The organism is Ruminococcus sp. AM42-11 (assembly GCF_003480145.1).
Lineage (GTDB): Bacteria > Bacillota > Clostridia > Lachnospirales > Lachnospiraceae > Blautia_A > Blautia_A faecis.
On the sequence record NZ_QUIO01000026.1, the window covers coordinates 37780 to 59504 of the forward strand.

Annotated in this window: 21 protein-coding genes; 19 read left to right on the forward strand and 2 right to left on the reverse strand. The window is 45.1% G+C overall.

The window, feature by feature from the left end:
* Positions 1-4: 4 nt before the first annotated feature.
* From atpD to DW904_RS14985, 5 genes are all read left to right on the forward strand, one after another.
* Positions 5-1408 carry a F0F1 ATP synthase subunit beta gene (atpD, locus tag DW904_RS14965; protein WP_118582137.1) on the forward strand — a complete coding sequence of 468 codons (1404 nt, stop codon included), beginning with the start codon at positions 5-7 and terminating at the stop codon, positions 1406-1408.
* Between the two features lie 12 nt (positions 1409-1420).
* Entirely contained in the window at positions 1421-1822 is a 402-nt protein-coding gene (gene atpC, locus DW904_RS14970; protein ID WP_118582140.1) for an ATP synthase F1 subunit epsilon, read from the forward strand.
* Positions 1823-2162: 340 nt separating this feature from the next.
* On the forward strand, positions 2163-3629 hold the full coding sequence (locus DW904_RS14975; RefSeq protein WP_118582143.1) for a sodium-dependent transporter: 1467 nt from the start codon (positions 2163-2165) through the stop codon (positions 3627-3629).
* Positions 3630-3674: 45 nt separating this feature from the next.
* Positions 3675-4868, forward strand: a complete 1194-nt coding sequence (locus DW904_RS14980; RefSeq protein ID WP_118582146.1) for a pyridoxal phosphate-dependent aminotransferase — start codon at positions 3675-3677, stop codon at positions 4866-4868.
* Positions 4869-4997: 129 nt separating this feature from the next.
* Positions 4998-5708: a glycosyltransferase family 2 protein gene (locus DW904_RS14985; RefSeq protein WP_118582149.1), complete on the forward strand. Its 711-nt coding sequence runs from the start codon at positions 4998-5000 to the stop codon at positions 5706-5708.
* Positions 5709-5783: 75 nt separating this feature from the next.
* Here DW904_RS14985 and typA read toward each other — a convergent pair whose 3' ends face one another.
* Positions 5784-7619, reverse strand: coding sequence for a translational GTPase TypA (gene typA, locus DW904_RS14990; protein WP_118582152.1), 1836 nt, complete (start codon positions 7617-7619; stop codon positions 5784-5786).
* A 276-nt stretch (positions 7620-7895) separates the two neighbouring features.
* On the opposite strand from typA, the gene DW904_RS14995 reads away from it, so the two are divergent.
* From DW904_RS14995 to DW904_RS22975, 13 genes are all read left to right on the forward strand, one after another.
* Entirely contained in the window at positions 7896-8519 is a 624-nt protein-coding gene (locus tag DW904_RS14995) for a single-stranded DNA-binding protein (RefSeq protein ID WP_118582155.1), read from the forward strand.
* Positions 8520-8785: 266 nt separating this feature from the next.
* Positions 8786-9289: a cob(I)yrinic acid a,c-diamide adenosyltransferase gene (locus DW904_RS15000; RefSeq protein ID WP_118582158.1), complete on the forward strand. Its 504-nt coding sequence runs from the start codon at positions 8786-8788 to the stop codon at positions 9287-9289.
* Between the two features lie 24 nt (positions 9290-9313).
* Complete coding sequence (gene dapA / locus DW904_RS15005; RefSeq protein ID WP_118582161.1) at positions 9314-10207, forward strand: 4-hydroxy-tetrahydrodipicolinate synthase; 894 nt, start codon at positions 9314-9316, stop codon at positions 10205-10207.
* A gap of 173 nt (positions 10208-10380) precedes the next feature.
* Positions 10381-11139: a 4-hydroxy-tetrahydrodipicolinate reductase gene (gene dapB / locus DW904_RS15010; protein WP_118582164.1), complete on the forward strand. Its 759-nt coding sequence runs from the start codon at positions 10381-10383 to the stop codon at positions 11137-11139.
* Between the two features lie 394 nt (positions 11140-11533).
* Positions 11534-12421 (forward strand): transporter substrate-binding domain-containing protein, encoded by an 888-nt coding sequence (locus tag DW904_RS15015; protein ID WP_118582167.1) that lies wholly within the window; start codon positions 11534-11536, stop codon positions 12419-12421.
* A gap of 153 nt (positions 12422-12574) precedes the next feature.
* Complete coding sequence (locus tag DW904_RS15020) at positions 12575-13225, forward strand: amino acid ABC transporter permease (RefSeq protein ID WP_118582170.1); 651 nt, start codon at positions 12575-12577, stop codon at positions 13223-13225.
* Complete coding sequence (locus tag DW904_RS15025; RefSeq protein WP_118582173.1) at positions 13226-13966, forward strand: amino acid ABC transporter ATP-binding protein; 741 nt, start codon at positions 13226-13228, stop codon at positions 13964-13966.
* Between the two features lie 6 nt (positions 13967-13972).
* A complete protein-coding gene (locus tag DW904_RS15030; protein ID WP_118582176.1) occupies positions 13973-14428 on the forward strand; it encodes a hypothetical protein in 456 nt (151 codons plus the stop codon).
* 14 nt (positions 14429-14442) lie between these two features.
* Positions 14443-15675 carry an amidohydrolase family protein gene (locus DW904_RS15035; protein ID WP_118582179.1) on the forward strand — a complete coding sequence of 411 codons (1233 nt, stop codon included), beginning with the start codon at positions 14443-14445 and terminating at the stop codon, positions 15673-15675.
* Positions 15676-15880: 205 nt separating this feature from the next.
* The gene (locus DW904_RS15040) at positions 15881-16327 is read left to right on the forward strand and encodes a hypothetical protein (RefSeq protein WP_118582182.1); all 447 of its coding nucleotides are present in this window, start codon (positions 15881-15883) and stop codon (positions 16325-16327) included.
* A gap of 146 nt (positions 16328-16473) precedes the next feature.
* Entirely contained in the window at positions 16474-17244 is a 771-nt protein-coding gene (gene hisA, locus DW904_RS15045; protein WP_118582185.1) for a phosphoribosylformimino-5-aminoimidazole carboxamide ribotide isomerase, read from the forward strand.
* 94 nt (positions 17245-17338) lie between these two features.
* Positions 17339-17866, forward strand: a complete 528-nt coding sequence (gene raiA, locus DW904_RS15050) for a ribosome-associated translation inhibitor RaiA (RefSeq protein WP_118582188.1) — start codon at positions 17339-17341, stop codon at positions 17864-17866.
* Between the two features lie 70 nt (positions 17867-17936).
* Positions 17937-18077: a hypothetical protein gene (locus tag DW904_RS22975; RefSeq protein WP_202187736.1), complete on the forward strand. Its 141-nt coding sequence runs from the start codon at positions 17937-17939 to the stop codon at positions 18075-18077.
* Between the two features lie 3 nt (positions 18078-18080).
* Here the strand turns inward: DW904_RS22975 and DW904_RS15055 are convergent, their stop codons facing one another.
* A complete protein-coding gene (locus DW904_RS15055; RefSeq protein WP_118582191.1) occupies positions 18081-18701 on the reverse strand; it encodes a 4'-phosphopantetheinyl transferase superfamily protein in 621 nt (206 codons plus the stop codon).
* Positions 18702-18938: 237 nt separating this feature from the next.
* On the opposite strand from DW904_RS15055, the gene secA reads away from it, so the two are divergent.
* Positions 18939-21515: a preprotein translocase subunit SecA gene (secA, locus tag DW904_RS15060; RefSeq protein ID WP_118582194.1), complete on the forward strand. Its 2577-nt coding sequence runs from the start codon at positions 18939-18941 to the stop codon at positions 21513-21515.
* The last annotated feature ends 210 nt before the right edge of the window (positions 21516-21725 follow it).

The following is a 21725-nucleotide window of genomic DNA, read 5'->3' on the forward strand; positions in this document are numbered from 1 at the left end:
CTAAATGAGCGAAAAACACATTGGCGAGGTGGTGCAGGTAATCGGACCGGTACTGGATATCCGGTTTGGTCATGACGAGCTGCCGGCACTTCTTAATGCCATCGAAATTGATCATGAAGGCACCAGGCTCACAGCGGAGGTTGCCCAGCAGATCGGGGATAATACAGTGCGCTGTATTGCAATGAATTCTACCGACGGTCTGGTGAGAGGAACTAAGGCTGTGGATACAGGTGAACCTATTAAGGTTCCGGTTGGAGAGGAGTGCCTGGGAAGAGTATTTAATCTTCTTGGTGATCCGGTAGATAATCTTCCGGCACCAGAGACGAAAGAGCACTGGGCAATCCACCGTCCGGCACCATCCTATGAGGAGCAGATGCCGGCAACTGAGATCCTGGAGACCGGTATCAAGGTTGTTGACCTGATCTGCCCGTATGCAAAAGGTGGTAAGATCGGTCTGTTCGGAGGTGCTGGTGTTGGCAAAACAGTTCTTATTATGGAGCTGATCCACAATGTTGCCACAGCACACGGCGGACTTTCCGTATTTACAGGTGTTGGAGAGCGTACCCGTGAGGGTAATGACCTTTACAATGAAATGAAGGAAAGCGGCGTTATCGACAAGACTGCACTGGTTTATGGTCAGATGAACGAGCCGCCGGGAGCACGTATGCGAGTTGGTCTTTCCGGACTGACTATGGCAGAGTATTTCCGTGATGTGAAGAATCAGGACGTGCTTCTTTTCATTGATAATATTTTCCGTTTTACACAGGCTGGCTCAGAGGTTTCCGCACTTCTTGGACGTATGCCTTCCGCTGTAGGTTATCAGCCAACTCTGGCTACTGAGATGGGTGCTCTTCAGGAACGTATTACTTCTACCAGAAAGGGGTCCATCACATCTGTACAGGCTGTTTATGTACCTGCCGATGACCTTACAGATCCGGCTCCGGCTACCACATTTACCCATCTGGATGCGACCACCGTACTTTCCCGTGAGATCGCCAGCCAGGGTATTTATCCGGCAGTGGATCCGCTTGATTCCACCAGCCGTATCCTTTCCCCGGAGGTAGTTGGACGGGAGCATTATGAGATTGCACGTGCAGTACAGAGAGTTCTGCAGCGTTATAAAGAATTGCAGGATATTATTGCAATTATGGGTATGGATGAGCTTTCAGAAGAGGATAAGCTGACAGTAAGCCGCGCGCGTAAGGTGCAGCGATTCCTGTCACAGAGCTTCTCTGTTGCAGAGCAGTTTACAGGTATGCCGGGACAGTATGTTCCGCTGAAAGAGACTCTCCGTGGATTTAAGATGATCCTGGATGGCGAGTGCGACAGTATTCCAGAGAGCTGTTTCCTGTTTGCCGGAACTATTGACGATGTATTTGAGAAAGCAAAAAATAACCAGAATCAGTAAAGGAGGCTGCCTATGAGGACATTTCCCCTTAGAATCGGTACCCCCGACGGCCTGCTTTTTGAGGGAGAGGTGCAGCGCATTGTGTGCCGCAGCATTACCGGTGATCTGGCAATCCTGGCAGGACACTGCAACTTCTGTACCGCTCTTGGAATGGGCGAGGCCCATGTGATACTGGAGAATGGCACCAGCCGCAGTGCAGCCTGCATCGGTGGCATGCTCACCGTAATGGATGGCAATTGCAGTCTTCTTGCAACCACCTGGGAATGGCAGGAGGACATCGACGCCGACCGCGCTGGAAAAGCCAAAGAGCGTGCCCAGGAAAAGCTGGCCAAGGGTGGACTTTCCGATAAGGAATACAAGATCGTTGAAGCCAAGCTGCAGAGGGCGCTGGTGAGACTTAGTGTGAAAAGTTAAGGAATAATGAAAGAGGACAGTTTTGCCTGGAAAATGGTGTTTAAGGTGAGACTGTTCTTTTTATGTATAAAAGTTTGCGGACACCAATACATTGGTCTCTGTTACTGCGAAAAAAATCGTAAATTATCACCAATGATTTATTTTCGACTTTAAAACGTCAAATTCCCATCACATAAAAGCGTTGACATAAAAGTGTGGGCGCGTTACAATAAGATATCGGGAAAAATATGAAAAAGGGCTGGATATAACCGGTCCTTTTTATTACTTTCCAACAAAAACAAAGCCTGGAAGGTGCAGCTGCCAGGCACTATAAAATGAAAAAGAAAACAAGTGGGACGATTTGAAAGAACGAGAAACATTTGGATCACGGCTGGGATTTATCCTGGTCTCTGCAGGATGCGCCATTGGGCTGGGAAATGTGTGGAAATTCCCATACATGGCAGGGAAATACGGCGGTGCAGCATTTATTCTCATTTATCTGGTATTTCTGGTGCTGTTAGGACTTCCGGTACTGGTATGTGAATTTGCTGTAGGACGTGCAAGCCGTAAAAGTACGGCAAGGGCATTTCATGATCTGGAGCCGGAGGGCGCCAACTTCCATAATTTCAGTTACATGAGCATGGTTTCCAACTATGTGCTGATGATGTTCTACACCATGGTTGCAGGATGGATGCTTTACTACTGTTATGCAATGGCAGCCGGCAAACTGGACGGGAAAGATTCTGCACAGGTGGCAGACTATTTTACAGGACTTCAGGATTCAGCTGGTACAATGACTTTATGGATGATCATTGTAGTTGTTTTATCCTTCGGAGTGTGCTCTTTGGGAGTGCAGCGTGGCCTGGAGAAAATCACAAAAGTAATGATGATATGTCTTCTGGCGCTGATCGTAGTGCTTGCGGTTCATTCGTTTACGCTTGACGGAGCGATGGAGGGAGTGAAATTTTACCTGGTGCCGGATTTTGCCGCTATGGCCGAGATCGGAATCGGAAATGTGATCTTTGGGGCACTGTCGCAGGCATTTTTTACATTAAGTATTGGTGCAGGCTCTATGACGATTTTCGGAAGCTATCTTGGAAAGGATAGATCCCTTCTGGGAGAATCTCTGCATATTACGATTCTGGATACCTTTGTCGCATTGATGGCAGGATTGATCATTATTCCGGCATGCTTCGCATTTGGTGTGGAGCCAGGAGCAGGCCCGGGACTTGTATTTATTACATTGCCTAATGTATTTAACCAGATGACAGGAGGGAAAATCTGGGGAGCTCTGTTTTTCCTGTTTATGTCCTTTGCCTCCCTGTCTACTGTAATTGCGGTCTTTGAAAATATTATATCCTATTCAATGGACAGAAAAGGCTGGAGCCGTGGAAAAGCTGTTATAGTCAACATGGTGGCAATGATCCTTCTTTCTCTGCCGGCAGTATTTGGCTTCAACATTTTGTCAGGAATACAGCCGCTTGGAGCAGGAACGAACATCATGGATCTGGAAGATTTCATTGTATCCAATAATATTCTTCCACTGGGTTCTGTAGTATTTGTAATGTTCTGCGTGTCCAAATATGGCTGGGGCTGGAAGCGCTTTATTAAAGAGGCGGATACCGGAGAAGGGCTGAAATTCCCTGCAAACGTACAGAAATACATGCTGTATGTGATTCCGGCGATTGTAGTTGTGATTTATCTGAAAGGATATTATGATATGTTCAGCCCGAAGGGACCGGTTGTGCTGACCGTGTGGATGATTGTGAGTCTGCTGGTGCTGGGACTTGTAGGATGGATTATATTTGGGAAAAATAAGACGAAATAATAGAGAAATCTTAATAAGAAATAAGCAAAAGAGGAGTGACATAAAATGATAGCAGAAAAAATGAAACCATATGTAAAAAACAATTCTGCAATCCGTATGATGTTCGAGGAAGGCAATCGCCTTCGCGCGATTTACGGACCGGAAAATGTATTTGATTTCAGCCTTGGAAATCCAAGTGTTCCCGCACCGGATTGTGTTCGTCAGGCCATTATTGATCTGGTAAATGAGGAAGAGCCGACAGTTCTCCATGGCTATATGAGCAATGCAGGATTCGAGGATGTTCGCCAGACAATTGCAGAGTCCCTGAACCGTCGATTTGGCACTTCTTTTGCAGCAAAAAATCTGATCATGACAGTTGGTGCAGCCAGCGGATTGAACGTAGCATTTAAGACAATCCTGAATCCTGGAGAAGAGGTGATCGTTTTTGCACCTTATTTTCTGGAGTATGGTGCATATGTACGCAATTATGACGGCAATCTTGTGGAAATCTCACCGGATACTACCACATTCCAGCCGAATCTGAAGGAATTTGAGGAGAAAATCACACCGAAGACCCGTGCTGTCATTGTGAATACTCCTCACAATCCGACTGGAGTTGTTTATTCAGAAGAAACAATCAGGAAACTTGCGTCAATTCTGGAAGCGAAGCAGAAAGAATTTGGCACAGTGATTTACCTGATTTCTGATGAGCCATATAGAGAACTGGCCTATGACGGCGTACAGGTACCCTATCTGACAAAATATTATGCAAATACAATCGTAGGCTATTCCTACAGCAAATCCCTTTCTCTTCCAGGTGAGCGTATCGGTTATCTGGTTATTCCAGACGAGGCAGACGGAAGCGAGGAACTGATCGCAGCAGCAGCCATTGCTAATCGTACTATCGGCTGCGTAAATGCTCCATCCCTGATCCAAAAAGTAATCGCGAAATGCGTAGATGCAGAGGTAGATGTGGCAGCTTACGACAAGAACCGCCTTGCTCTTTACAATGGACTGAAAGAACTGGGATTTGAATGTATTAAGCCACAGGGAGCGTTCTATTTATTCGTGAAATCTCCAGTTACAGATGAAAAAGCCTTCTGCGAAGCTGGCAAAAAATACAATATCCTTATGGTGCCGGGAAGCTCCTTTGCCTGCCCTGGATATGTAAGACTGGCTTATTGTGTATCGTATGACACGATTATGAACTCTTTGCCCCAGTTTGGAAAATTAGCAGAAGAATTCGGGCTGAAAGCATGATTTCTGTGTACCGCGAAGCGTGTAGCAGTGAAGGTACTGAACAGTTACAATATGATATATAAAGTACGGTTAAAGATATGCTGTTAAAGCTTAAAGCCTGTTTGAAAAATCAGTAAATGGGAGGAAGTTATGTCCAGTTTATATATCGTAATTCCGGCATATAATGAATCGGAGAATATTGAGAAAACCATTGATCAGTGGTACCAAGTAGTGGAACGCCATAACGACGAGGGGGAATCCAGACTGGTAATTATTAACGACGGAAGTAAAGACAACACCTATGAACTTCTGCAGAAATGCGCTGCTACAAGACCACTTCTTGTCCCTCTGGATAAGCCAAACGGCGGTCACGGCCCTACAGTACTTTATGGATATCGCTATGCCATCCGTCAGAAAGCCGATTATATTTTCCAGACTGATTCAGACGGTCAGACGAACCCTGACGAATTCGAGCCATTTTGGAACCAGAGGGGTCGGTATGATGCAATAATCGGTAGCCGCGCTGTACGTGGCGACGGAAAATCCAGAAAATTCGTAGAGAATGTTGTATGCTTTCTGCTGAGAATGATCTTCGGTGTAAAAGTTTCCGACGCCAATGCGCCGTACCGCCTGATGAAATCCAGCCTAGTAGCCAAATATATCGACAAACTCCCAGAAGATTTCAATATTCCAAACATTATGTTTACTACATACTTTGTCCACTACAAAGAAAAAGTACAATTCATAGACATCACCTTCAAACCCAGACAGGGCGGAACTAATTCCATTAATGTGAAGAAGATTGTGAAAATTGGCTGGAAGGCTGTGAAGGACTTCTATAAACTAAAGAAAGAGCTTTAGAGCTTGCTATATACAAAAAGAGCAGATAAATCTTACTCAACCTAAGATCTATCTGCTCTATTTTCTTATAATCCCTTACGCATTTTTCTTAATAGAAGCTCTCTTACGATCACGGGAATCCAGAATCTTCTTACGGATACGAAGGCTGCTTGGAGTAACCTCCAGAAGCTCATCTGTATCGATAAACTCAATAGCCTGCTCCAAACTGAGAACTCTTGGCGGAGTCAGTTTCAGTGCCTCATCAGCAGAAGAGGAACGAGTATTGGTCAGATGCTTGGTCTTGCAGACATTCAGCTCGATATCCTCTGCCTTGCCATTCTGTCCGATAACCATACCACTGTAAACCTTTGCACCAGGTCCGATAAATAAAGTACCACGCTCCTGAGCTGCAAACAGACCATAAGTAACAGCCTCGCCGCCCTCGAAAGCAATCAGGGAACCCTGTTTACGATACTGGAAATCTCCCTTATATGGAGAATAGCCATCAAAAATAGTATTGATAATACCAGTTCCCTTTGTGGAAGTAAGGAAATTTCCTCGGAAACCAATCAGTCCACGGGAAGGAATGTGGAACTCAAGACGAACGGAACCGTCGCTTGCAGTGCTCATTCCCTGCAGTTCACCCTTACGCTCGCTGAGCATCTGGATAACGGTACCGGAAAATTCCTCCGGAACATCAATGTAGGCAATTTCCATTGGCTCTAATTTCTTGCCACGTTCATCAATTTTGTAAAGTACCTCTGGCTTGCTGACTGCAAATTCATATCCCTCACGTCTCATATTCTCAATAAGAACGGAAAGATGAAGCTCACCACGTCCGGAAACCTTAAAGCACTCAGTTGTCTCAGTGTCTTCTACGCGAAGGCTGACATCTGTGTTCAACTCTCTGTAAAGTCTGTCACGGAGATGACGGGAGGTGATGTATTTACCCTCCTGTCCTGCAAGCGGGCTGTCATTTACCAGGAAGTTCATGGCGATAGTCGGCTCAGAAATCTTCTGGAATGGAATTGCCTCCGGGTTATCTCCGCCGCAAAGGGTATCTCCGATATGAATTTCAGCAATACCGGAAATTGCAACAATTGATCCGATAGTTGCCTCTTTTACCTCAACTTTATTCAGACCGTCAAACTCATAAAGCTTGCTGATCTTAACCTTCTGTTTTTTGTCCGGATCGTGGTGGTTCAGAAGAGTAAGCTCCTGGTTTACGGCAATAGTGCCGCTCTCAACCTTACCAACGCCGATACGTCCAACATATTCGTTATAATCAATGGTACTGATCAGTACCTGTGTGTCTGCATCCGGGTCTCCCTCCGGAGCCGGAATGTATTTCAGAATAGCCTCAAACAGCGGCTCCATGTTCTCTGGTGTATCCTTCAGATCCAGAACAGCGTGTCCTGTTTTTGCAGATGCATAGAGGAATGGGCAGTCGAGCTGCTCATCGGAAGCACCAAGATCCATAAGAAGTTCCAGAACCTCGTCAACAACCTCGTCTGGCCTTGCTTCTGGACGGTCTATCTTATTAATGCAGACGATTACGTGCAGATCCAGCTCAAGAGCTTTTTTCAGAACGAATTTGGTCTGAGGCATAGCGCCTTCGAAAGCGTCAACCAGAAGGATAACGCCGTCTACCATTTTCAGTACACGCTCAACCTCGCCGCCGAAGTCAGCATGTCCTGGGGTATCGATAATGTTGATCTTTGTGTCTTTGTAATGAACTGCTGTGTTCTTGGAGAGAATTGTGATACCACGCTCTCTCTCAATATCGTTGGAGTCCATGACACGTTCCTGAACCTCCTGATTGGCACGGAAAACACCGCTCTGTTTCAGAAGCTGGTCTACCAGAGTGGTTTTACCATGGTCAACGTGGGCAATGATGGCTACGTTACGTACATCTTCGCGTTTCGTCTTCATAAAAATCGAAATCCTTTCTTTATCGGGCAGAGGGATTCTGCCTCTTTCTTTCCATATTAATGTAGTTTCTTCTTTATATTGTCCAAAACCTCAGTTTACCACATTTTTCGCGAATTACAAGGTGTTGAAAAAAAATTTTTGAATTTCTATGAAAAAAATATTTTAAATTTCTGGTTCTAAACAGGGTGATTTTCTCATAGATATTATAGACCAACAAGTAAGACAAGTATTATATGTCTGCAGAAAAAAGTGAAAATAAGGAAGGAGAACTACAACATGGCAGATAAAATTATTGAAAACAATCAGGTTTCCATCACGGGAAAAATCGTTACAGGTTTCACATTCAGCCACCAGGTTTACGGAGAAGGATTTTATACCATGGATCTTCTGGTAAAGAGGCTTAGCGATTCTGAAGACAGGATTCCGGTGATGGTATCTGAAAGGCTGGTGGACGTTACCCAGGATTACGTGGGACAGTATGTGGAAATTCACGGACAGTTCCGTTCCTATAACCGTCATGAAGAAAAACACAACCGGCTGGTGCTTTCCGCATTTGCACGGGAATTAAAATTTCTGGAAGAAGAGGATTCTCTGGCACCGGTAAACCAGATTTTCCTGGACGGATATATCTGTAAGCCGCCTGTTTACCGGAAAACACCGCTGGGAAGAGAGATTGCCGATCTGCTTCTTGCAGTGAACCGACCTTATGGAAAATCAGATTACATACCGTGTATTTGCTGGGGACGAAATGCCCGCTATGCTTCAGCCTTTGAAGTGGGCGGTCATGTACTGATCTGGGGCAGGATCCAAAGCAGGGAATACATGAAGCGAATCGGGGAAAATGAGACACAGAAGAGAATCGCTTATGAGGTATCGGTGAGCAAGCTGGAGTATGTGTAAACCAACTGCAGTGGCGGGAAATACGCCATGGTCTGCTAGTTGCTTTATGGAAGGCAGCCAGCCCAATTTTTCTCCAAGTTTCTTCTGCTTGCATTTCTGCTGGTTTTGCGGTAATATAAGCATATTAAAAATGGCGCAGTTTGCGGTTTCTATTTGCAAAGCGCGATATCTGAATGAATGGTATCATTTGCGGAGACGGCATTGCGAGGAATGTTATTGATCTATGGCAGACGGTAACATTATTTTTAACAATAAGAGGAATCAGTATGGAAAAAGAAATAACAGAAGTATATTGCGGAAATGGCAGAGGTAAGACCACACTGGCAATTGGTCAGGCACTGCGGGCATCTTCTCAGGGCAAAAGTGTGATCATCATTCAGTTCCTGAAAGGAAATGAACGGCGCGAGCTGGACTTTCTGGAAGAACTGGATCAGCTGGATATCAAGATCTTCCGCTTCGAAAAGATGGAGACCTGTTACGACCAGTTGAATGAGGAAGAGCAGGTTGAAGAGGAGCGCAATATTCTCAATGGTTTAAATTTTGCCCGTAAAGTGATTGCTACACAGGAATGTGATTTCCTGGTACTGGATGAAATTCTGGGACTTCTGGATAAGCATATTGCTACTGTTGATATGGTTGTCGGGCTTTTGAAACAGAAGGACGAATCTATGCATTTGATACTTACAGGAAATCGGGTAGACCCTGGCATTTTGGATTATGTGGACAGTGTGACTACCATTACCACTCTTGGAAGAGAGCAGAACTCATGATAAAGATGAATAGGAGGAAATAATATGGCAATTTTCAAAGGTGCAGCCGTTGCAATTGTAACCCCGATGCATGAAGATGGAAAGGTAAATTATGAGAAACTGGAAGAACTTCTGGAATATCAGATTGCGAACAGCACAGATGCAATCGTTATCTGCGGCACTACAGGCGAGTCTTCTACATTGACACACGGAGAACATCTCCAGACCATCAAATTTGCAATTGACAAGGTAGCTGGAAGAGTTCCTGTTATTGCAGGTACCGGTTCTAATTGCACAGAGACTGCAGTCATGATGTCGCAGGAAGCTGCTTCTTATGGCGCTGATGCACTTCTGATCGTGACTCCATATTACAACAAGGCAAGCCAGAAGGGTCTTATCCGTCATTATACAGAGATTGCCAATTCTGTACCGGAAACTCCGATCATTATGTATAATGTGCCAAGTCGTACAGGCTGCAATATCCAGCCTGCTACAGCAGTTGCTCTTGCGAAGAATGTGAAGAACATTGTGGGAATCAAGGCTGCAAGCGGAGATCTTTCCCAGATCGCCAAGATGATGTCCATGGCTGACGGAGCTCTCGAGCTTTATTCCGGAAATGATGACCAGGTACTTCCGATTCTTTCCCTTGGCGGACTTGGAGTAATCTCTGTTTTATCCAATGTTGCTCCGAAGAATACACATGACATGGTTATGAAATTTATGGAGGGAGACCTTGCTGGTGCTGCCAGACTTCAGCTTGAGGCTGTTCCTCTTATCAATGCACTGTTCTGCGAGGTAAACCCGATTCCGGTTAAGACTGCCCTGAACCTGATGGGCTGGAAAGTCGGACCGACCCGTATGCCTCTTTGTGAGATGGAGCCGGAGAACGAGGAGAGACTGAAAAAAGCTCTTGCTGATTATGGAATTAAGCTTGCATAAATAATGTTGAAATCCCGGACAGAGCCTGTCAGCTCTGGTGTGCGGCAGCATATTGTCTGACAGCGGCTGACGGGATTTCTTTGTAATATGTAAGCAGAGAAAAACAGAGCGCGTAGATTGTTGAAATAATTTTTACAAGCTCGTTAATTTACAGTAAGAAAGGAAAAAATAAAATGGTTAAAATTATCATGCACGGATGTAACGGTCATATGGGACAGGTTATTTCCAATATTGTTGAGAAAGATGCAAATGCCCAGATCGTAGCAGGAATCGACATTGCAGACCAGGGGAAAAACAGCTATCCGGTATTCACAAACATTGACGATTGCCAGGTGGAAGCAGATGCTGTTATCGATTTTTCCTCCCCGAAGGCTTTTGATAAGCTGATGGACTACTGCGAGAAGAGAAATATGCCGGTAGTTCTTTGCACCACAGGTTTAAGTGAAGAGCAGCTTGCAAGAGTAGAGGAGAGTGCAAAAAAGATCGCCGTTCTGAAATCTGCCAACATGTCCCTTGGAATCAATACTCTTTTGAAACTGGTTCAGGATGCAGCTAAGGTTTTGGCAGCAGCTGGTTTTGACATGGAGATTGTAGAGAAGCACCATAACCTGAAAGTGGATGCACCAAGCGGAACAGCTCTTGCCCTTGCAGATAGTCTGAACGAGGCAATGGACAACCAGTATCATTACGTATATGACCGCAGCCAGAGAAGAGAGAAACGTGACGCTAAGGAGATCGGTATTTCCGCAGTTCGCGGAGGCTCTATTGTTGGCGAGCATGAAGTGATTTTTGCCGGACCGGATGAAGTGATCGAATTTAAGCACACAGCATATTCTAAGGCTGTATTTGGCAAGGGTGCTGTAGAAGCTGCGAAATATCTTGCCGGAAAACCAGCTGGAAGATATGATATGAGCAACGTGATCGAAGGTTAACAGAAATATACAAAAATTGTAAAATGCATACAAAATAATTGTTGAATTTATGGATTTACAGATAGCAATGTGTTTGCTATAATTCCATCATAAGTTGCAACGGAGCAAACTACTTAGAGAGTTTGCTCCGTTTTTTGCGTTTATGGTATGGCAGGTCAGAGTATTTGCTGATAAAGCATTTTTGCACTTGTTTCCATAACGTACCGAAACTTCATAAGAGAGAAATGCAATATCGCATTTCTGCCATGCAGAAAGGGCTGCCACAGGGCGGTCCTTTTTGCGTTAGTAAAGCTGGAAATCGGGATAGCATAACTGCGCAGGCTGTTATTGTCCATCTTGGAAACGATAACAGAAGACTATCTGTACCGGCGAGAGTCAGAGAGGAGAAATTATTATGAGAAAAACAGCAAAAGCAATGGCACTTCTTACAGCAGCTTCTATGATTATGACAGCTTTTACCCCGGTTTACGCAGAGAGTACAGATACAGAGGACACGGCAGCAGTTGACTGGGAAAACGGTGAAAATATTAAAGCAATTAAGGAGAAAGGTGTGATCACCGTCGCAACCGGAACTTATGTACCATTTGAATACAGAGATGATGACGACAATATTGTAGGTTTTGATATTGACCTGGCACAGTACATTGCAGACAAGCTTGGAGTTGATATGGAAGTGACAGATATGGAATTCCAGTCTATTGTTCCTTCTATCCAGAATGGCGAGTATGATTTTTCTATCGCAGCAATGTATAAGACAGACGAAAGATGCGAGGTTGTGGATATGTCCAAATCCTACTGCGACAGTGGTATGATCCTTGCCGTGAAAGAGGATTCAGAGTATGCAGACACCGTTAAGAGTCTGGCAGACTGCGATGGTCTGAAGGTTGCAGTAAAAGAGGGCGCAACTTCTTATAACGTAGCGCAGAGCTTCCTGGATGAGAATCCGGATGTTTCTTATGAAATTGTTCAGTACAAGGATACGGTAGGATGTGTATCAGACCTTCTGGCAGGCCGTGTGGATGTTGTGGTAAACGACCTTTTGAACCAGAAGATCCTTTCCCAGGAATACGAAGGTGCTAAAATCGTGTGTGATCCATTTACTCACGCAGAGAACGCCATTGCCGTACAGAAGGGAAAAGATGATCTGCTTGCATTTATCAATGAATGTATTGACGAGTATTATGCAGACGGCACTTATGATACACTCTGGACAAAATGGATCGATGCTTCCGGCGAGGGAGAAGAAGCAGCTGCAGCAGAAGATGCGGAAACCGCTGAATAAAGCATAATAGTGAAAGGACTGAACAGTTACAATAAAACACAGATATGTTTCTATGCAGAAAACGCGTTACTGGTCACGGAGTGAACAGTAATACCGGAAGAGTAAGGAAGAAAGGATAAACCGGCTATAATTACTGGCCACAGGGGAAATAGTATGGTAACATTGAAATGGTCACTTGTATTTGATAAAATGACATCACTGCTCCAGGGATGCGCAGTGACGATGGAAATATCGGTTCTCACACTTATTTTTGGTACGATTCTGGGTGTTGTGCTTGCGTTGATGAGGGACAGCCACATAAAAGTGGTATCCAGACTGGCACAGCTGTACATCTGGATCTGGAGAGGAACCCCGCTGATGGTGCAGGCATTTCTGATCTATTTCGGTTTGCCAAACCTGGGCATTACTTTCAGCGCTATGACAGCAGGTGTGCTTTCCATGTCTTTAAATACAGGCGCATACATTGCAGAAATTGTCCGTTCCGGTATCCATGCTATTGACCCGGGGCAGAGAGAAGCAGCCAAAGCACTTGGAATGCCCTGGCATCTGGAAATGCTTCGAATTGTGGCACCACAGGCAACCAAGATCTGCATTCTTCCTCTTGTAAACCAGTTTATTGCCACCATCAAAAATACCTCTATTTTGTCCGCCATCACTTTGACAGAGCTGACAAGAGAGGGAACCCTGATCGCTTATAATTCTTTCCATTATTTTGAGCCGTACATAGCTGTTGCGGTATTATATCTGATCCTGACAACTATATTTACCCAGATTGCAGGAGTTTTGGAAAGGAGGATGGCATAAATGGCAGAAGATGTTATTTTAAGTGTAAAAAATATCAGCAAAAGCTTTGGGGATCTTCAGGTGCTGAAGGAAATCGGTTTTGACATACATAAAGGGGAAAAGATTGCAATCCTTGGTCCTAGCGGTTCTGGTAAATCCACAATTCTTCGATGTATCAACCAGCTGGAAACCTACGACAGCGGTGAAATCAATTATATGGGAAAACCTGTGAATTCCGGTCAGGCGCTGCATGAGCTGCGGCAGCATATTGGAATGGTTTTCCAGAGATTTAACGTTTTTACCCATATGAGTGTGCTGCAGAATGTGATCGAGGCACCGGTCCATGTGAAAAAAGTCCCCAAACAGGAGGCAATTGCAAAGGCAAAAGATTTGCTGAAAATGGTTGGGATGGAAGGCAGGGAAGAGGCAATGGCAAAGAATCTTTCCGGCGGCCAGCAGCAGAGGGTTGCGATCGCAAGAGCAATGGCTATGAATCCGGAAGTGATCCTTTTTGATGAGCCTACCAGCGCACTGGATCCGGAACTGGTTGGAGAGGTCTTAAGTGTTATCCGTAAAGTAGCAGCGGAAGGAGTATCCATGGTCATTGTCACCCATGAGATGAATTTTGCCAGAGAAGTAGCGGATCGGATTTTGTTTATGGAAGATGGCGTGATCGTGGAGGATGCGCCTCCGGAAGAGTTTTTTGAGCATCCGAAGAATGATCGTATTCGTCAGTTTATCAGGAAAGTTGAGGAAAGGTAATTCGGGATGGACTACATAATCAAAGATGGCTGGATCGTAAATGGGAAAAAGGAAAAGCCATTTCATGGAGATCTTGTAATAGAAAATGGGAAAATTGCGGAAGTGGGAACTCATGTGGAGATTCCAGCCGATTTTCCAAAAGAGCGTGTTCTGAATGCGGCCGGTGGTTATATAACCCCCGGCTTCCTTGACATTCACAGACACGGAGACTGGCAGGCCTTTGGAAACGGGGATGATGAGCTTTTGAACCGGCAGGGACTGACGACTGTTGTGAATGGAAACTGTGGGCTTTCGGTGGCTCCGGCCGGGGAGAAATTTGGGAAAGAGATTGCCAGATTTCTCAGCAGTGTGACTGGGGATTTTCGTTGGGGAAAAGATGAAAATACAGATGATACCGAGGTGTACTTTTCTCAAAAAAGAAAGAGGAGTCTTGCGGAATTTCAGAGAAAGAAATCGAGATAGCTGCTCTTAGAATTATGTCAACCATGTCCGCCTACATGTCAGCTCTTGGAAAAGAAAAGCGCAGCGTCAACACTGGAATGCTTGCAGGAAATGGAACCATCCGCGCCAGTGTAAAAGGCTATGCTTCCGGGAAGCTTTCCAAGGAAGAATTACATCAGGTGTGGAAGGCTGTGGAGGAAGCTCTGTCAGCAGGAGCGCTTGGAATCAGCCTTGGAATTGCCTATGCCCCGGAATTTGAATATGACAGAGATGGGCTTGTGGAAGCACTGCAGCCCTTGAAGGGGACGGACATTCCCATTACCACCCATATCCGAAATGAAGGAGATGGAATCCTGCTGGCTCTGCAGGAAGTGATTTCCGTGGCGGAAGAGCTGCAGATTCCCTTGCATGTAAGCCATATGAAGTGTATCGGGCGGAAAAACTGGGGCGGGACTCCGGTGAAAATCCTGAAGCTGTTTGACCAGGCGGCAGAGCGGGGCGTGAAGGTGGATTTTGACCTGTATCCCTATCTGACTGGTTCCACCCAGCTGGTACATCTTCTTCCCCCACAGTTTCAGGAGGGCGGTACCGATGCAATCTGCGCAAGGCTGGCAGATCCGTTTTGCAGGAAGGAGATTACGAAGGTGCTGAAGCAGCCTTCCGATATTTTTGAGAACATTGTGGAGCTGGCTGGCTTTGATATGATCTATGCCAGCACTTTACATACGGAGAAATTCGGCAGCTTTGCAGGACAGTCTATTGCGAAGATCGCAGAGCAGTTTGGACAGGATCCTTATGATACCCTGTATGACATTCTCCTGGAAGAGCGCTGCCAGGTTACCATGCTGGATACCATTGCCTCAGAGGAGGACATGCTGTATTTTTTGAAAGACAGCCGGGCAAATCTGATCTCAGATGCGATCTATCCCGCAGGGGGCAAATATCATCCCAGAGTTTACGGGGCTTTTCCGAAGCTTCTTACTGCTTACGTGCGTGATAAAAAGATTTTTTCCATAGAAGATGCTGTATATAAGATGACAGCAAAACCGGCGCAGGTGCTGGGTCTCCCTCTGGGTACCCTGGAAAAAGGAATGCCCGCAGATATCAATGTATTTCATCTGGACCAGTTAAGCGTTCATGCAGATTTCCAGAATCCAAACCAGTATTGTACAGGATTTGATTATGTGCTGGTGGGCGGAGAGATTGCGGTAGCCCATGACGTGTGGAGAAATTCCAAAAGCGGCAGGATCGTGCGGAAACAACAGTGATAAGTGAAGAATGAAAATGTCCGGATTGATGGATTTTTAAAATGTAAATTTCTTCCAGAATAGTTTCTTTCTCATCTGTACATATTAGAAGCATACAGCAATGTTTACTGTTCGCAGGCTGAGTTCCGCCAGGCGGAACGGTCATTTTCGCGAAAGTGGACAGTAACGTGTTTTCAGCTGAAAATAAGAAAAGGAGACAGATGAGATGAAAAAAATGAAACGAATGCTCATAGGTACTTTGCTGGTATTTACATTATGTATGCTTACAGCCTGTGGAAATGACAATAACAATGCAGCGGATGAGGTTCAAAATAATGCAAATGAGGACGCCATTGATAAGGATAACGTGGAGAATGGAACTGCAGAGGATGAAAACATGGTGGATGACGCGGGCGACAGCGTAAATAATGGTGCAGACGGAGCTGGAACTGCTGATACCGCAGTACCAGATGATGCAGGCACTGCCGGAGATGCAGATGTTCCCGGTGATAATGTGACAGACAATAACAATTCCGTTTCCGGTGCTCTCGGAGAAGGTGTGGAAGAATTAGGTGATGGAGTAGCTGATGGTGTCCGTGATGTTGGTGAAGGTGTGGGCAACGCTGTAGAAGATGTTGGAGATGCTGTGGATAATGCAGCGAATGGAAGATAATAAAAAAATAGAGGTAAAATGAAAAGGTGTTGAATGAAGAGAGGTGTTTCATTCAACGCCTTTTTGTGATATGATTTCAATAAATTTGTGAGCAAAATACAGGATAGCTACAACTTAATTACAAATGCAAGAAAAGGAGGATCATCATGAAATTTCGTCCATGCATAGATATACATAATGGAAAGGTAAAGCAGATCGTAGGAGGAAGTCTGAAGGATGAGGGAAACCAGGCACAGGAGAATTTTGTGTCAGAGCAGGATGCAGCTTTTTATGCTTCATTATATAAAGAAAAAGGTCTGAAGGGAGGACATATTATCCTTCTGAACAGTGCGGATTCTGAATACTTCCAGGCTACAAAAGCCCAGGCCATGCTGGCCCTTGGTGCTTATCCAGGAGGTCTTCAGATCGGAGGCGGTGTAAACCCGGACAATGCGGCAGATTATCTTGCTGCTGGAGCCAGTCATGTGATCGTCACCTCCTATGTGTTCCGTGATGGCCATATTTCCTGGAAAAATCTGGAGAAGATGGTAGATGCAGCCGGAAAAGAACACCTTGTCCTTGATCTCAGCTGTCGTAAAAAAGAGGATGCATACTATGTAGTCACAGACCGCTGGCAGAAATTTACAGAGGAGGAGGTAACTCTGGAACTGATGGAAAAGCTGGGTGCCTATTGCGATGAATTTCTCATCCATGCAGTGGATGTGGAGGGCAAGGCAAAAGGTATAGAAGTTTCCCTGGCGAAGCTTCTGGGAAAATACGAAGGCCATGCTGTGACCTACGCTGGCGGTGTTGGAAGCGTGGAGGATATCCAGCTCCTGAAACAGGCAGCAGGAGGAAAATTGGATGTGACAGTAGGAAGTGCCCTGGATCTGTTCGGCGGTACCATACCATTTGTAAAATTGATAGGTAATTTATAAATGTGAAAAAATTCGTAATTTTTTCAGAAAATGATGTTAATTTTAAGAGTAATGTGTTATAATATACCCATCAAACAGCAAAGGGGATGGAAGCATGAAATTCATTATCAGCGGAAAGAACATCACAGTGACAGACGGGCTTCGTACAGCAGTAGAGGATAAGCTCGGTAAACTGGAAAGGTATTTCACTCCTGACACTGAAGTTGTCGTAACTCTTAGTGTAGAAAAAGAAAGACAGAAAATCGAGGTGACGATCCCGGTTAAGGGCAACATCATCCGTTCCGAGCAGGTCAGCAACGATATGTATGTATCAATCGACCTTGTAGAGGAAGTAATTGAACGTCAGCTCAGGAAATACAAGAACAAGATCGTAGATAAGCAGCAGTCAGCTGCCAACTTCCAGAAAGCATATCTGGACAAGGATTATGAAGAGGACGAAGAGGTTAAGATCATTCGTACCAAGAAATTCGATATCAAGCCTATGTATCCAGAAGATGCATGTGTCCAGATGGAACTTCTTGGACATAATTTCTTCGTATTCTGCAATGCAGAGACTGATCAGGTGAATGTAGTTTACAAGCGTAAGGGGAATACCTACGGACTGATCGAGCCGGAGGATTAATAGAGATATATCTGTTTGAAAAATAAAACAGGTGAATAGGAAGGGCATGTGAAAACGAAAGTTTTTTCACATGCCCTTGTTTTTTTGCTTTTACGGAGCAGCTGGAATTGGTCTGGCACTGCTGCAGCTTCATCTGGCAGAAACGGATCAGTATCATGTGACCAGATTTCTGGATGATCCGTTCCCTGATGAAAAAGTGATAAAAATTTGAATTTTAAAGTAATTCTTCAGCAAGCTCCCTGGCGGATAGTACGCGGACAGGGAGCTTGCTTTCGTCATAAATACTGTAGGCCAGAAATCCGGTTCCATTTTCTAATGGGATGGTATGGGTGTGCATATCCGGATGCAGAGTGAGAATCTCCCGGAAATTTCCGGTGATCCCTTCTCCGGTAAGTTTGACGGCGCTTTCCTTCATAGCCCAGATCCGGCAGAAATCCTGGGGGGACTTTAGGGAAATAAGCTCCTCCTGAGTGCAGACTCTTCGGATAAGAGATTCCCGGGGCTCGGTGAGCTTCTGGATATCCAGACCAATTTCCCTGTCATGCAAGGCACAGCCTACGAAATTTCCGCTGTGGCTGAGATTAAAAAACGGCATATTTTCCCCACGGAAAAATGGTTTCCCAGAAGAGGTTTTTTGGAAATCCGGGATTTCCCGGAAACCATATTCCTGTTTAAGTCCATAACGCAAAAGCAGCCAGGCCAGGGCAGAACGCTTCTGGTCTTCCGGCAATTTAAAATGCTGAACATATTCCCTGCGTGCAACAGGCAATGAGAAAATCATCTGGTGAAGCAATTCGTTTGAAATTAAGTCCAGTTCCTGAAAAAGATAAATCATATAAAAATTCTCCTAAAACATAAAATAATTTGAGGCTGATTTGGGGTATAAATTCATTTTACTTTAATATATCATATGGGAGACATATTTTGTTCATCAAATATTTATTGTTTTCCATGACAAAAAGTGTTAAAATAGACTGGTATGTTAAACAAAATAAATAATTTTAAATGAAATGAAATCAGTTATATTACACAATATAGCATCTAAAAAGATAGACAGGAGTATAAAAGCTAAATGAACATGTTTTCAAAAGTTTTCGGAACCCGCAGCCAGCGAGAGGTTAAGCGTATCATGCCTCTCGTTAAGAAAATCGAGGATCTGCGTCCCGAAATGCAGAAATTAACCGACGAAGAACTTCGTGGTAAGACAAGAGAGTTTAAGAAACGCCTGGAAGAGGGAGCTACCCTGGATGATCTTTTACCAGAGGCATTTGCTACCGTCCGTGAGGCTGCCAAGCGAGTACTGGGAATGGAGCATTTCGAAGTACAGCTCATCGGTGGAATCGTACTTCACCAGGGTCGTATTGCCGAGATGAAAACTGGTGAAGGTAAGACCCTTGTAGCTACATTGCCTTCCTATCTGAATGCCCTGGAGGGCAAAGGTGTTCACGTTGTCACAGTCAATGATTACCTGGCGAAACGTGATGCCGACGAGATGGGACAGGTTCACAGATTCCTTGGGCTGACTGTAGGCGTAGTTCTGAACGACATGAAGCCGGAAGAACGCCGCGAGGCATATAACTGTGATATTACTTATGTTACTAATAACGAACTTGGATTTGACTATCTTCGTGATAACATGGTTATCTACAAGGAGCAGCTGGTACAGCGTGACCTTCACTACTGTATCATCGACGAGGTTGACTCCATTTTGATTGATGAGGCACGTACACCTCTGATCATTTCCGGTCAGAGTGGTAAATCCACCAAGCTGTATGAGGTTTGCGATATCCTTGCACAGCAGCTGGAGCGTGGAGAAGCCAGCCATGAGATGACTAAGATGGCAGCCATCATGGGTGAGGAAGTTATCGAGACCGGTGACTTTGTTGTAAATGAGAAGGATAAGATTGTCAACCTTACCGAGCAGGGTGTGAAGAAGGTTGAGAAATTCTTTAATATTGAGAACCTTGCAGATCCGGAGAACCTTGAGATCCAGCACAATATCATCCTTGCACTTCGTGCTCATAATCTGATGCACCGTGACCAGGATTACGTTGTAAAAGATGACGAGGTTATGATTGTTGATGAGTTTACCGGACGTATCATGCCGGGCCGTCGTTATTCGGATGGTCTCCACCAGGCAATCGAGGCGAAAGAGCATGTTAAGGTAAAACGCGAGAGCAAAACTCTTGCAACCATCACCTTCCAGAACTTCTTTAACAAATACGATAAGAAAGGCGGTATGACCGGTACTGCCCTTACTGAGGAGAAAGAGTTCCGTGATATCTATGCTATGGACGTTGTTGAGATCCCGACCAATAAGCCGGTTCAGCGTAAGGATTTAGACGATGCCGTATATATGACAAAGAAAGAGAAATTCAATGCAGTTGTCCAGTCTGTAAAGGAAGCTCATGAGAAGCAGCAGCCTGTACTGGTTGGTACTATTACCATTGAGACTTCTGAGCTCATTAGCCGTATGCTGAAGAGAGAGGGAATCCCGCACAATGTATTGAATGCCAAGTTCCATGAGCTTGAGGCTGAGATCGTAGCACAGGCTGGTCAGGCCGGTGCAGTTACCATTGCAACCAACATGGCAGGTCGTGGTACTGATATTAAGCTTGATGATGTATCAAGAGCAGCCGGCGGTCTGAAGATCATCGGTACAGAGCGTCATGAGTCCAGACGTATTGATAACCAGCTGCGTGGACGTTCCGGACGTCAGGGAGATCCGGGAGAATCCCGCTTCTACATTTCCCTGGAGGATGACCTGATGCGTCTGTTCGGATCTGAGCGTCTGATGAAAGTGTTCACTTCCCTTGGTGTAGCTGAGAATGAGCAGATCGAGCACAAGATGCTTTCCAATGCAATCGAGAAGGCACAGGAGAAGATCGAGTTTAACAACTTCGGTATCCGTAAGAATCTTCTTGATTACGACCAGGTTAACAATGAGCAGCGTGAGATCATCTACAAAGAGCGTCGCCAGGTACTGGATGGTGAGAACATGCGCGATGCCATCTACAAGATGATTACAGATATTGTAGATAATGCAGTAGATATGTGTTTCTCCGAGGATGTTGATTCTGAAGAGTGGGATCTGAATGAGTTCAACAGTGTTCTCCGTCAGATTATCCCAATCGAGCCGCTTACAGCTGAGAAGGTTAAGGGTAAGAAAAAGAATGAGATGAAGCATCTGATCAAGGAGGAGGCTGTGAAGCTTTACGAGGCGAAGGAGTCCGAATTCCCGGAGCCAGAGCAGCTGCGTGAGCTTGAGCGCGTTATCCTTCTGAAGAGCATTGACAGCAAGTGGATGGATCACATTGATGACATGGAGATTCTCCGCCAGGGTATCGGTTTGACTGCTTATGGACAGAGAGATCCGGTTGTTGAGTACAAGATGGCCGCATTTGATATGTTTAACAGCATGATCACTTCCATTCAGGAGGACACCGTCAGAATGCTGTATCATGTTCATGTGGAGCAGAAAATCGAGCGTGAGCAGGTGGCTAAGGTTACTGGTACTAACAAGGATGATTCCAGTGTTCGTAAGCCGGTTCAGAGAAAAGAAATTAAGGTTTATCCGAATGATCCGTGTCCTTGCGGAAGCGGTAAGAAGTACAAACAGTGCTGCGGCAGAAAGACTGCTAATGTTTAAATCAGAGTGACTATAGAGAGCGAATTTCCAGAGGCGGGAGGTCTTGGAAATTCGCTCTTTTGTTATTTAATGTGTTGGGAGGGTGAAAAGTTTTTCAGGAGGGACGCATTTGGACAATGTGTATTACTCACTCGCCGGCGCAACGCTCCGATGAACTAATCGCTAACTGCGACTAATGCGTTCGGGAGAGCCCTCACGCATAAGTCTTCG